At 58.9% G+C, this 13,673-nt stretch carries 6 protein-coding genes; 5 read left to right on the forward strand and 1 reads right to left on the reverse strand.

The features are described from left to right. Positions 1-45: 45 nt before the first annotated feature. Positions 46-2,607 carry a GcvT family protein gene (locus RDA78_RS23330; RefSeq protein ID WP_434052157.1) on the reverse strand — a complete coding sequence of 854 codons (2,562 nt, stop codon included), beginning with the start codon at positions 2,605-2,607 and terminating at the stop codon, positions 46-48. A gap of 840 nt (positions 2,608-3,447) precedes the next feature. Here RDA78_RS23330 and RDA78_RS23335 point away from each other — a divergent pair. From RDA78_RS23335 to RDA78_RS23355, 5 genes are all read left to right on the forward strand, one after another. Then, positions 3,448-6,468, forward strand: coding sequence for a putative Ig domain-containing protein (locus RDA78_RS23335; RefSeq protein WP_434052158.1), 3,021 nt, complete (start codon positions 3,448-3,450; stop codon positions 6,466-6,468). Positions 6,469-7,443: 975 nt separating this feature from the next. Further along, the gene (locus RDA78_RS23340; RefSeq protein ID WP_434052159.1) at positions 7,444-8,982 is read left to right on the forward strand and encodes a trimethylamine methyltransferase family protein; all 1,539 of its coding nucleotides are present in this window, start codon (positions 7,444-7,446) and stop codon (positions 8,980-8,982) included. Positions 8,983-9,154: 172 nt separating this feature from the next. Then, a complete protein-coding gene (locus RDA78_RS23345; protein ID WP_434052160.1) occupies positions 9,155-10,333 on the forward strand; it encodes an AGE family epimerase/isomerase in 1,179 nt (392 codons plus the stop codon). A gap of 132 nt (positions 10,334-10,465) precedes the next feature. Then, positions 10,466-11,377: a bifunctional methylenetetrahydrofolate dehydrogenase/methenyltetrahydrofolate cyclohydrolase FolD gene (gene folD, locus RDA78_RS23350; protein WP_434052161.1), complete on the forward strand. Its 912-nt coding sequence runs from the start codon at positions 10,466-10,468 to the stop codon at positions 11,375-11,377. Between the two features lie 425 nt (positions 11,378-11,802). After that, a complete protein-coding gene (locus RDA78_RS23355; protein WP_434052162.1) occupies positions 11,803-13,653 on the forward strand; it encodes an autotransporter assembly complex protein TamA in 1,851 nt (616 codons plus the stop codon). The last annotated feature ends 20 nt before the right edge of the window (positions 13,654-13,673 follow it).

Below are 13,673 nucleotides of genomic sequence, written 5' to 3' on the forward strand. Positions count from 1 at the left end.
TGAACAAACTCAGACGGCCAAGCGCGGCATGCACGAAACCGCCACTCAGCTTCTCGGCTTCGCGTTCTCCGGATCATAGAGCGGCGCGTAGCCGACACCTGCGACTTCCACGGGATAAGTCTCCGACATGTACTCCACGTTCAGCTTGCGGCCGACTTGGCAATAGTCCTCAGGAAGATACGCGAGCGCGATGTTCTTTCCGATTGTCGGCCCAAAGGCGACCGATGTCGTGTAGGAAATCCGGCCAAGACTGTCGACCAGGGTCTTGCCCGTCTCGGGATCCATGACAGGCATGGCCCCAACCGGATAGCGCTTGACGCCGCTCCCGTCGGTGTTCTCCGACATCACAAGTGTACAGAGCATCGCAGGCTGCTTGTCGCGTGCCCGGTATTCCAGGTGCTTCGCCTTGCCACGGAAGTCGGCTTCCTTGACCTTCGGGCGCGCAAGATCGGCCTCGTACAGATTGTACTGTGTCAGGAGATCCGCGTTCTGCAACCGAAGGCTCTTTTCCATGCGCCGGGAGTTTGCATAGGTTTCCACTCCGACCGCCATCACGCCAATCTCCCGGAGCGCATCCCAGACGGCCAGGCCATCCTCGTATTTCATGTGCAGCTCCCAGCCCTGCTCGCCTACGTAGGACAGGCGCAATGCGGAGACGGACTTTCCGGCGATCTCGATCTGCCGGATCGCGGCGAACGGGAAGTTCTCAATGTCCAACTCGGCCGGGTCGGCGACGACCTTCTTGAGGTTCTCGCGTGCATTCGGTCCCCAGATGCCGATTGTCGTGAACTCTTCGCTGACATCGGTCACCGTCACATCGAAGCCTTTGTCCGCAGCGATGCGCTTGACGTAGTGATAATCGCGTGGTCCGGCATCGGCCCCGTCAACGATGCGACACCTGTCGGCCATGCGGAAGACGGTCAGGTCGGCACGCACGTTGCCCTCGTCGTCGAGGAAATGGGTGTAGATGCCCTTGCCGATATTGTTGTCTCCACCAATCTTGGCTGCACAGAGCCACTCCAGCAGCGCTACATGATCCGGCCCGGAAACGTCGAACATGTAGAAATGCGACAGATTGATGATGCCGCAGTCCTCGCTCATGGCCAGTTGCTCTGCATTGGAGACGCGCCAGAAGTGCCGGTTGTCCCATTCCGCCTCGCGTACCGGGACACGGTTGCCGTATTTCTCCAGCAGATGCTCGTTGGCGGCGTAGCCATGCGCCCGCTCCCAGCCGCCAAGCTCCATGAAATGGCCGCCGAGTTCGACTTCACGCTCGTAGAACGGGGACCGCTTAACACCGCGCCCTGTTGCATAGGGTTCACGGGGGTGGATCGCCGGGAAATAGATCTTCTGCGCCGCCTCGTAGCAGCGGCCGGCAATGAAGTCCTCGGTCATCTGGTGGGCATAGAAACGGGAATAGTCGATCGGGGCGTGGTCGATCTCTGTACGCCCGTCGGTGATCCAGTCGGCGATCAGCTTGCCGTATCCGGGACCGTCCTTGACCCAGATCGCCACGCAGTACCAGAGGCCGCGCACCTTCTGGCTTTCGCCGCAGGACGGACCGCCGGCGGCGGAAACCTGCAAGAGGCCGTTATAGGAATGACCCTCGTTGTAGCCGAGCTCGCCCAGGATCGGTGTCAGTTCCATGGCGCGTTCCAGCGGCTCGATGACCTGTTCCATTTCAAGGTCACGCTGGGACGGTGACAGGCGCGCCTGGTCCTTTTCAAGCAGATCGCGCGGGTGGCACATGCGCGGACTGTCGGTCTCGTAGTATCCCCATTCAATCTGCCCGCCTTCCGCGGTCTTCGGATCACCCGTGTCACGCATGTAAGCGGAGTTGCCCTGGTCACGAAGCAAGGGGTAACCGATGTCCTTTCCCGTTCCCTCGAATTCAGTATAGGGGCCGAAAAACGTCAGCGGGTGGTCGACGGGCATGACCGGAAGATCCTCGCCCACCATTGCCGCAATCTGGCGCCCCCAGAGCCCGGCGCAGACAATGACGTGATCCGCCATGATCGTGCCGCGATGGGTCACGACACCCTTGATGCGTCCGTCCTCGACGATCAGCGACTGTGCAGGCGTGTTTGCAAAGGCCTTGAGATTGCCGGTTTTCTCGCCAAGGTCGACAAGCCGTCCGGCCACGGTCTGCGAGCGCGGAACAACAAGGCCGGCGTCCGGATCGAACATGCCGCCCTGGACCTGATCTTCCTCGATCAGCGGAAACAGTTCCTTGATCTCGGCCGGATTGACCAGGCGGACATTGGTGCCGAACGCCTTGCCCGAGGTGACCTTGCGCTTGATTTCCTCCATCCAGGTGTCGTCACCCGTGCGCGCGACCTCGAGGCCGCCGACCCGCGCGTAGTGGCCCATCCTGTCGAAGAAGTCGATGGAATACTGTGTCGTCCAGACGGAGAGATAATCGTGACTGGTCGTGTAGCAGAAGTCAGAGGCGTGCGCCGTCGAGCCGATATCGGTCGGGATCCCGGACTTGTCGATGCCGACCACGTCTGTCCAGCCGCGCTCCAGAAGGTGGTGCGCCACCGATGCCCCGACGATGCCTCCGAGCCCGACGATGACGACTTGTGCCCTGTCAGGAAATGCTGACATGTTTCATTCCTCTTCAAAACGCGGAAGCGGCTTGCGACGTTACCGCCTCGTTCGCTCATAATGTGCACGACCGACGCATCGATCTTTGGGGCGCAGTATCGCGACAGAACCGGACCACGAATAGCGTGAATGCGTCATGGCGACATTATGACCACGACACGGTGTTGCCAAATCGGTGTTGGCGCACCCAGGTGGCGGGCTCATGGCGATGCGCAGGCCGCGGCCTGCACCGGGATGCGCCTATCCCCCTCCGTGGCAGGTCTGAAACAAGGACGGCGGAACGGGCACACACCTCACGTGAAACGGTTAATGAATACCTAAACTTCACATAAGCCGGATCTTCAGGTTGTGGCCGCTGAAGTTTACGAGATGAACAGAAATACTCGTAAAAATTACACGTACCTTGTTTACAATTTTGCAGCTTCACAACCTAATTGCACTTTTTGCGGGAATATCGGTTGGTTGCATCAAATTAACCAACAATCAAGGATTGGATGAAGGTGACAGTGGGGATCGGTTGCCGACAAAGAACCAAAAAGTACAGCCGGTCCCAAAATGTCACGCATACAGGCCAAATCCCGCAAGACCGAGAACTCCGGACCCGACAGTGCGTCAGGTAAGTTTGATGCGCTTGAACGGATCTGCTTCGCTTTCACCATTTCCGAAAATACCGCCTTCGTAACTCGGCGGTCCTGCAAGCGCCGTGTCCTCCGCGCGGACCGTCCGCTCTCCCGTTTCAAATCACCGCGTCTCAGCGCGTCTGCGCATCTGCGCGTCAGACCATCACCATGACCGGTCTTTTCCTCTGCAAAACAAGCACACAGAGAAAGTGACATGACAATGAGCACCGTACCCGTCTTTGGTTTCGTGAGCCTCGAAGATGCGACAGTGTTGGGCATCCGCAGTCTCGACTACACCATCACGGCACCAGTCAGGCTTTTGAGCACAGAAGAGCTAGCTCTTGGCTACACCTATGGCGTTCCGGCGGATGCGCCCGGACATCGCCAGAATGACGGGTTCTTTCCCGAAACGGACGGCTACTATATCTACGAGGCAACTGAACTTTTTGCAGCTGACGGCTACAACTATACCATAGACGAAAACGGCAACGGCACCGGTTATGTCGACCTCGTCTACGATGTTTATGACAACAACGGCAATCTCGTTGAAACCAGAAGAATCGTTGTCGAACTGCGCGAAAAAGATGTGATCTGGAGAGACGAAAACCTGTCCTCTGCGTCCGTCGGAGACCCGGACATTCCCGTCGACAGCGCCGATACGCTCTTGGGTTACGAAGGCGGCGACACGCTTGACGGCGGTGGGGGCGACGACATCCTGATCGGCGGCCATGAAGGCGACCACCTGAACGGCGGCGATGGTGACGACTTTCTCTACGGCAACAACGGCGCGGATATTCTGGAGGGCGGCGCCGGGGCGGACACGCTGATCGGCCGGGGCGGCGACGACACCGCTGTCTTTGACGGCAACATCAACGAATTCACGATCGAGCAGCTCGCAGACGGATCGTTTCAGATCACGCGTATCAGCGATCCGACAGATACCGATCATGTCAGCGAAGTGGAATTCTACCAGTTCGACGACGTCACGCTCACCGTAAGCGAGCTTCCTCTTTTCCTGCCGGACCAGTCCTTCGACGAGGATACGGAAGTCAGTTTCACGATTCCGCTGGATGCCTACATCGATTATTTCGGCGTCTCACCGGAACTGACGGCCACCCAGGCGGACGGTTCGCCCCTGGATTGGCTACGTTTCGATCCGTCCACCGGCACCTTCTCCGGCACCCCGCCGCAGGACTACAACGGCACGCTCAGCATCAAGCTGGACGCAAGTGGCGGCACCGCCGATCCCGTTTCGCTGGCCTTCGATCTCGTCATCGATCCGGTCAACGACGATCCGGAAGTCGGCACCTCGATCAGCGACCAGAATTTCGACGAGGACAGCTCCTTCAGCTTCACCATCCCCTCCGATGCGTTCACCGATGTTGACGGGGACCCGCTCGAGTACGAAGCTTGGCAGTGGGAGCAGGTGTCAGGCGGTCCATTTCCGCTGATCCTCTATTCGCAGTTGCCCGATTGGCTTCGTTTCGATGAGGACACCAGGACCTTCTTTGGCGACCCGCCACAAGACTACAACGGCTCCATTGTCATCGCCATCCGGGCAGACGACCAAAACGGCGGCGACTATGCCGAGCAACTGTTCACCCTCACGATCGATCCGGTGAATGACGATCCGGAAGTCGGAACCATCATTGCCGACCAGTTCTTTGATCAAGGCACGGATGTCAGCTTCACCATCCCCACGGACGCGTTCATTGATGTCGATGGCGATACGCTGACGCTGATCACCACGGCCGCGGACGGCGATTGGCCGGAGTGGCTCGAATTCGATCACGATACCGGCACATTCTCCGGCACGCCGGACCCTGGCTGGTCGGGAACCTTGAGCATCGTGGTGACAGCCATTGACGGACAGGCAGGCTCCACACCGGCAGTTCAGGTATTCGACCTGATGGTGCGGGATCCCGATCAGGTCATCGTCGGCACGGACGAGGACGACACGCTGATCGGTGGTACGGGTCACGACAAGATCTACGGTAAAGAAGGCAATGATATCCTCCTGGGTGGTGAAGGCCGGGATTGGCTTTATGGAAACGAAGGCGACGACATTTTGGATGCCGGGGGGGCAGCAGGCGACTTGTGGCAATACCTCTACGGCGGTGAGGGAAATGATACCTATCTCTATGGCAAGGAATCCGGAAATGTGCTCGTCCGCACTCATAGGGGCGAGATTGGTGCGACAGGGTTAGACACACTCGTCTTCAAAGATCTTACCCTCGCCGACATCACCTTCGGTTACTTCGACTACAGCACGCGGACCAATCCGATTGAGGCGTGGGGCAATGCTCTGACAATGAGCTGGAACGACGGTACTTCGAGCGGCGAAGTCCGGATAATCGAGGAAGGCCAGCACATTGAGAAATTCGTGTTTGCCGATGGGACCACGGCAAGTCGAATTGAGCTGCGGGAAGATGGCAAACTCGAAGTGTGGGGGACGTTAGACGACGACACGATTATCGGAAGCGCAGTAGACGACTACCTATATGGCGGCGAAGGCAATGACACATTGGATGCAGGGGCTTCAGCTGGCAGCTGGCAATACCTCTACGGTGGCGAGGGAGACGATACCTACCTTTATGGCAAGGAATCCGGAAGTGTGCTCGTCCGCACTCATAGGGGCGAGATTGGTGCGACAGGGTTAGACACACTCGTCTTCAAAGATCTTACCCTCGCCGACATCACCTTCGGCTACTTCAACTACAGCACGCGGACCAATCCGATTGAGGCGTGGGGCAATGCTCTGACAATGTCTTGGGACGACGGTACTTCGAGTGGCGAAGTCCGGATCATCGAAGAGGGTCGGCACATCGAGAAATTCGAGTTTGCAGATGGAACCACGCTGAGCAGTATTCAACTGGACGAACACGGACAGGTCATTCTGACGGGGACCGAAAATTCAGACACGATTAATGCCGGCGACGGCGACGATGTGATCACCGGTGGCGGTGGGTCCGACATCCTGTCCAGTGGCACCGGGTCCGACACTTTCGTCTTCAATTTCGGCGACACCGGTCATGACACCATTGCGGATTTCACTGCTGGCTCCGGCAGCGAGGACGTGATGGAATTCGACGCTGCGCTGTTTGCCACCTATGACGCCCTCCTCGCGGCTATGACCGACGACGGCAACAATACGGTGATCACGATCGACGCGAACACCACCATCACGCTCGAAGGCGTCACCGTTGCCGATCTTCATCAGGACGATTTCAACTTCGTCTGACGAAAGCATATCAAGACGGGTTTGCGGAATGCCGGAGTTGATCCGGCAATCCGCACACCTGACGCATCGGCACAGATAACGCCCACCGGACAAAACGGCATGGATGCCGGGTCAACTCCGGGATTGTTTCCGCCTGTTCATGTAGCGATGTGGGATGCAGGTGGCCAAACCGCCCCCTCATCCTGCGGAGGACCCAAGGTCCGTCTCGAAGGATCGGCGGCAAACCTCGTGACTCGCGGCCGATCCTTCGAGACGCGCGCATGCGCTCCTCAGGATGAGGCGGGCATGTGGGCTGAAATCTTGTCATTCCTTCTGTTCGTCACCCCGGACGCAGCGCTGAGAAGATCCGGGGCCACCTCGTTTCCAAGGCATTTGTCACCGTGAACGCGATTGCTTCAGGCAGAAACGCCAACGCCTGCGCCTCCGCGGTCCCGGCGCGCACCGCTCGGCCGGGATGGCGAGCGGAGAGAGTTGATAACCTTGGCGCGCACCCCCTCGGTCGTTGCCGGGCTCGATCCGGCAATCCATGCCCTGATGCATCAACCACGCACGCACTGACAAGTGGACGCGAAACGGCATGGATCCCCGATCAAGTCGGGGATGACCGATCTGAAGAGAAGCCACGACAAACATAGTCTATGGCACGGCGTCATTGCCGGACCTGATCCGGCAATCCATGCCCTGACGCGTCAACCGGCACGACTTCGCGAAGGCGACTGAGCGGCATGGATGCCATGGTCGAGCCATCCGGCCACGAACCTATGGACTTCAATCGTTGAACCCATTTTGTCGCGCCCAAGCGACGGTTTCCCTCAAGGGTGCTACACTACCCGCTTCCCGGCACCGGCAGGTCAAATCCGATCAAGTCAGGGACATGACGCATTTATGGCAAAGTGCGACGCATCTGGAGCCGGGTTGCACTTGCGCCTGAGAAAGACTACGCACAACTCAAAAAACCACCCTTGGAGCTGAATGATGTCAGACGCCGCCCCGTCGGGCCGCAGAGGCCGATCCGCCCGCCGCGAGCGCAGGCAAGCTGGTCCGGCCGGCCAGGCTGTCCCCTACATTTCCCGCAAACTCCCGATCTACGACGTCCTCAGCGAGGAAAGTGTCCTGAAGATCGAGGCGAATGCAGATCGCATTCTTGCAGAAATCGGACTGGAATTCCGTGAAGACCCGGAAGTGCTCCGGATCTGGAAGGACGCCGGCGCGGATGTCGACGGTGAACGCGTCCGCTTTCCCAAGGACATGTTGCGCGAGATCCTGAAGACCGCGCCGTCCCAGTTCACCCAGCATGCGCGCAACCCGGCCCGCAACGTCGAAATCGGCGGGAACAACCTTGTGTTCGCGCCGGTCTACGGCCCCCCCTTCGTGACCGATCTGGACCAGGGACGCCGCTACGGCACGATCGAGGATTTCCGAAACTTCGTGAAACTGGCCTACATGTCACCCTGGATGCACCATTCGGGCGGCACCGTCTGCGAACCGGTCGATCTGCCGGTGAACAAGCGCCATTTCGACATGGTCTATTCCCACATCAAGCATTCAGACAAACCGTTCATGGGATCGGTGACCGCGCCGGAACGCGCGGAAGATTCCGTCAAGATGGCGCAGATCACCTTCGGTGAAGGCTTCGTCGATCAGAACTGTGTCATGATCCAGCTGATCAATGCGAATTCACCGCTCGTGTTCGACGCCACCATGCTCGGTGCGCTGAAGGTTTATGCGAAGAACAACCAGGCCTGCATCGTGTCGCCGTTCATTCTGGCTGGCGCGATGAGCCCCGTCACGGTTGCCGGAACGCTGTCTCAGGTTCTGGCCGAGGCAATGGCCGGATGCGCGCTGACGCAGCTTGTACGACCCGGCGCGCCGGTCGTGTTCGGTGCCTTCGTGAGTTCCATCTCCATGCAGTCCGGCGCGCCGACCTTCGGCAGCCCGGAAGGCTCGCTGCTTCTGAACGGCGCCGCCAAGCTCGCGCGCAGGCTCAACCTGCCGTTCCGCTCGGGCGGCTCTTTCACCGCGTCCAAGTTGCCGGATGCCCAGTCGGCGCAGGAATCTGCCCAGACCATTCTTGCAACGGTGCAGTCGGGCGTAAATTTCGCGCTGCACTCAGCAGGTTGGCTGGAAGGCGGATTGTGTTCGTCCTACGAGAAGTTCGTCATGGATGCCGATCAGCTCGGCATGATGCATGTCCTGGCGAAGGGCATCGAGGTCGATGACGAAACCCTTGCAATGGACGCCCTGCAGGAAGTAGGCCCGGGCGGACATTTCCTGGGTGCCGCTCATACCCAGAGGAACTTCGAAAGCGCGTTCTACCGTTCCTCGATCGCCGACAACAATTCCTACGAGCAGTGGCTCGCAGACGGCGAACTCGACTCTGCTCGCAGGGCCAACGGCAAATGGAAGGAAATGCTGAGGTCCTATACCGGGCCAGAACTTGATCCGGCCATCGACGACGCACTGGTCAGCTTCATGGCCGAACGCAAGGCGTCGTTCCCGGACAGCAATGTCTGAACCGGCTCCAGGTGCCCCCGCGTTCGCGGGGCACCTGCCACTTGATCGGTACAGACCGGTGCCTTCTTAAGTTCCAGTGTTTTTTATTCTTAAAACTTTTTCGCTACAACGTTCTGACAGGTTCCACGGCGACTCTCTTTGAATGTTCGCCTTCCCGGACATGAGGACTTCAATGGCACCCCAGAACACAGGCCTTGGGCCGATCAAGCAGCTCTCCGCTGATCTCATCAAGTGGCAGAACGACGAAGCCCTTCCGATCTGGCTTGCAGAGGGCATCGATCTTTCCAAAGGTGAATGTTTTGAAGCCATCGACCTTGTCGACCGCAAGGCAACAGATGTGCCGCGCCGCGCACGCATCGTGCCACGGCAGATCTATTCGTTTCTCGAAGGAGCAAGGCTCGGATGGAACGGACCTGCCGAAGACATCGCTGCCGGCCTCTTTGACTGGTTCACCCGCACTTATCTGCCAAAGGCCGGGTATATTGCCGCCGCAGCGAATCTGAACAACGAGATCGTCGACGACACGTTCGATCTTTACAATCAGGCCTTTGCCTTGTTCGGCTTTGCGAACATCGCCGCTTCTGTTCAAAGCAGGAAAGCACTCGCGGAAGAGCATGCCGCCAACCTTCTGAATTTCCTGCTGGAAAATTACAGGCACGGCGAGGCCGGATTCCGCGAAGCGAACCCGGACAAAAGTCCCCTCTGTTCCAATCCGCACATGCACCTTTTCGAGGCCTGCCTTGCCTGGGAGGCCGTTTCCGATGATCCGGTCTGGTCCGCGCTGGCTGACGAGATTGCAGAGCTTGCGATGAACAATTTCATCGATCCGGTGAGCGGCGGTCTCAGAGAGTTTTTCGATCTCGACTGGACGCCCATGCCCGGAGACAAAGGCCGCATCATGGAGCCCGGGCACCAGTTCGAATGGGCGTGGCTGTTGTGCAGGTGGGGTCGTTCGCGGGAAGATGCGGGGGCCCTGGTTGCCGCCAGGCGTCTTTACGACATCGCCTGGACCTACGGCATCGACGAGAACCGGAGTGTCACCTTCATGGCGCTCAACGACGATTTCACCGTTCAGAACCCGGTTGCGCGTCTTTGGGGACAGACCGAATGGATCAAGGCGGCGGTTGCTCTTGCCGAAATTTCCAGCGGTCCGGAAAGAGACGCCTATCTGGCGGATATTCCGGCGTCCGTCGCGGCACTGCGGGTCTATTTTGAAGACGCTCCGACTGGTCTTTACCTCGACAAACTGGCGCCTGACGGCAGTTTTGCCGATGAGCCCGCCCCTGCAAGCTCGCTTTATCATATCGTTTGCGCGATTTCGGAACTGGACAGGTTTGCGCGCAGTTCCTGAGGAAGGCGGACCGCCGCCGTGGCGAAACCAGAGTAAGAAACGACGCAATCTGCCTTTTTCAATTCCGGTCACCATTCTATAGCTGGTCGCCGAATTCGTTTGTTCCAATCGTATCAGCGACAAGGAGGCTGAATGCCCCAGGCCCAAATCATTGATGGCAAAGCCATTGCGGAATCGGTGCGCGATGAGATCACGCGCCGGGCAGCCGCCCTTCTACAGGAAAGCGGGAAACGACCGGGGCTCGCCGTCGTGCTTGTCGGTGAAGACCCGGCCAGCCAGGTCTATGTCCGCAACAAGGACCGCGCCGCGGAGGCTTGCGGCTTTCATTCGGTCAAGCACACCCTTGATGCCTCCTCCAGCGAGGACGACGTGCTTGCGCTGGTCGACCAGCTCAACAATGATCCGGAAATTCATGGCATCCTGGTTCAGCTTCCGCTGCCCGGCCATATCGATGAAAGCAAGGTCCTGCGCCTGATCCGACCGGAGAAGGACGTCGACGGTTTTCATCCCGTCAATGTCGGTCTCCTGACCGCCGGGGAACGCGACAGTGCGCTGGTTCCGTGTACACCGGCCGGAAGCCTCGTACTGCTGAAGCGCACTCTCGGAGATACGCTTTCCGCCAAAAACGCTGTTGTTGTCGGCCGCTCGAACATCGTCGGCAAACCGATGGCCAGCCTGCTGCTTCAGGAAAGCTGTACGGTGACCATTGCGCACAGCCGCACGCAGAACCTCCCCGATGTCGTGCGCGCTGCGGACATTGTGGTTGCTGCGGTCGGACGCCCTGAAATGGTCAAGGGCGACTGGATCAAGGACGGTGCGACCGTAATCGATGTCGGCATCAACAGGATACCGGCGCCGGAACGCGGTGAAGGAAAGTCGCGTCTGGTTGGTGATGTCGCCTTTGATGAGGCCGTGGGACATGCCGGTGCCATTACGCCGGTGCCGGGCGGCGTCGGTCCCATGACGATCGCAATGCTCATGGTCAATACCCTGACCGCGGCCCGTCGTCTCATGGGCCTTGCGGAAGAAGAGCCACTCTTCTGATTACAAGAAACATCCAGAAGAAAGTAAAACGCGCCGGACCTGTCAGGCGCGTTTGCTTTTCCGTAAGGGAATGCAATGTTAATATGCGGAAAACCACCGCTTCAACTGTTTGCGGCAACCCCTTGCGTTGTCTTCTCTCTTGCTTTCAGCCATTCATCATGGTCTATCAAGATTCAGCAAGATTTAACCATGGCAGCATACGCTTGCGATTGTAGGGCTGCATAAGCATCCGATCGATCGCTTTTCAATTCCGGAAAGGCCGGTCGGACCAACCCGTCAGGCGGCAGTTAGTGAAGGGTCTACCGTCTTGCTTCTCCGGGGCTCCCCGGAGCGCGGTGTCAACCGTATCAAGCACGTTGGTTGCCAGGGCGGCGGCCGGCCCTTTTCGTGTTTCAAAATCTGCTGTAGCAATCGGCACCCTGCTCTTGGGCCTGTCACTGCCGCTTTTTCCCGCGACTGCGTTCGAAATCTTAGGGTGGAAACCCTTTGGCGGTGAAGAGGAAGAACAGGGCGAAGCTGTCCCGGACCCGACCCCATATGAGGCTGAACTTGCCGTATCCACCGGCGACGAAGATCTGACCGGCGACCTGAAGGGAGCCTCCCTGCTGGTGCAGCAGCAGGACAAGCCGCCTTCCGGCGAGGCCGGCTTGATCGCACGCGCCCTTTCCGACCGCGAGCGGCTTGTCGCCAAACTCTACTCTGAGGGCCGGTATGGTGGAACCGTGTCGATCACGCTGGCGGGCATTCCCCTGGAAACCGCGCTTGAGCAAAGCGATTTGCCGAATGCACGGCCCGTGAAGGTGTCTATACTCGTCAATCCCGGGCCCGTGTTCACATTCGGTAATGTCGCCATATCATCGAATACGAGCGAGTTGTCGACCGATCCGTCCTTCTGGGGACTGACCCCGGGCGAGCCCGCCGAATCGGGCAAGATCCTCTCCGCGGAAGGACGTATTGTTGCGCTCCTGCGCGGGCGCGGCTATCCGAAGGCGAAGATCGCCGAGCGCCGGATCACTGCCGACCACAGTTCCAACAAGCTGGATGTCACGCTTGTGGCCGATGCTGGACCGCAAGCCAGGTTCGGTCCCGTTGCGGTCAACGGAACCGACGTGACCGATCCGGATTTCGTCAAACAGCAGGCCATGCTGCCGGAAGGCGGCATCTACTCCCCGGAAGATATTTCACGCGCCCGCAAGCGGCTGAACGATCTCGGCATCTTCTCGTCGATCCGATTTGTCGAGGGCGACATCGCAGGCCCTGACGGCACTCTGCCGATCACGATCGAGGTCAGCGAGCGCAAACGGCATGTGATCGGCGCGGGGGCGTCCTGGTCGAGTACCGAGGGCTTCGGTGTGGAAGCATATTGGCGGCGCAGAAATCTCTTCGGACGCGGCGAGCTTCTCTCGGTGGAAGGTTCTGTCGGACGCATCGGGACCGAAAGCTTTGCAAACCAGGAATACTCGGCGCGGATAGCATTCGAGAAACCCGGCGTCTTCGGCCCTCTCACAAGCTTCTCCACAAGTCTTGAAGCGCGGCAGGAAAACCCTGATGCCTACAAGAGCCGAACTGCGACCTTCAACGCCTTTCTCAACCGCGAGTTTTCAGACACCCTCAAGGGGCGCGCCGGCGCGGAGGTTTTCTTTGCCGACGAGGAAGACGCGTTCGGTGAAAACGAGTATCTGCTCCTCGGGCTGCCCGCAGACCTCACGTTCGACAACAGAGACGACAAGCTCAACCCGTCCAAGGGCGTGTTTGCCTCGATCTTCGCCGAGCCTGCTTACGATACGCTCAACTCGAATGCGATGGGTTTCGTGAGAGGGACGGTCTCCAGCTACTATGCAGTAGACCAGGCCAAGCGTTTCATTCTGGCAGGCAAGGTCACGCTCGGGTCCATTTTCGCGCCTTCGGTCGAATCGGTTCCGGCAAGCCGCCGATTCATTGCAGGCGGCGGCGGATCCATCCGCGGCTACGCCTATCGCAATGTCGGCCCCAGAGTAAATGGCGACGTTGTCGGCGGGCGATCCCTGGTAGAACTGTCAGGGGAAGTTCGGGTTCGGGTGACAGAAACCATCGGTGTTGTCGGGTTTGTCGATGCAGGTAATGCCTATGAAGACAGTGTTCCCGATTTTGCAGAAGATTTGAAGGTGGGCGTTGGCGCAGGTTTGCGGTACTTTACACCCATAGGCCCGCTTCGTGTTGATGCCGCAATTCCACTCGATCCCGGTAAGGACGATCCGGATTTCGCGCTCTATGTGGGCCTGAGTCAGGCCTTCTAGTGTCCTGGCGCCTGGAACAC

It is taken from the genome of Roseibium sp., from assembly GCF_051016195.1.
Lineage (GTDB): Bacteria > Pseudomonadota > Alphaproteobacteria > Rhizobiales > Stappiaceae > Roseibium.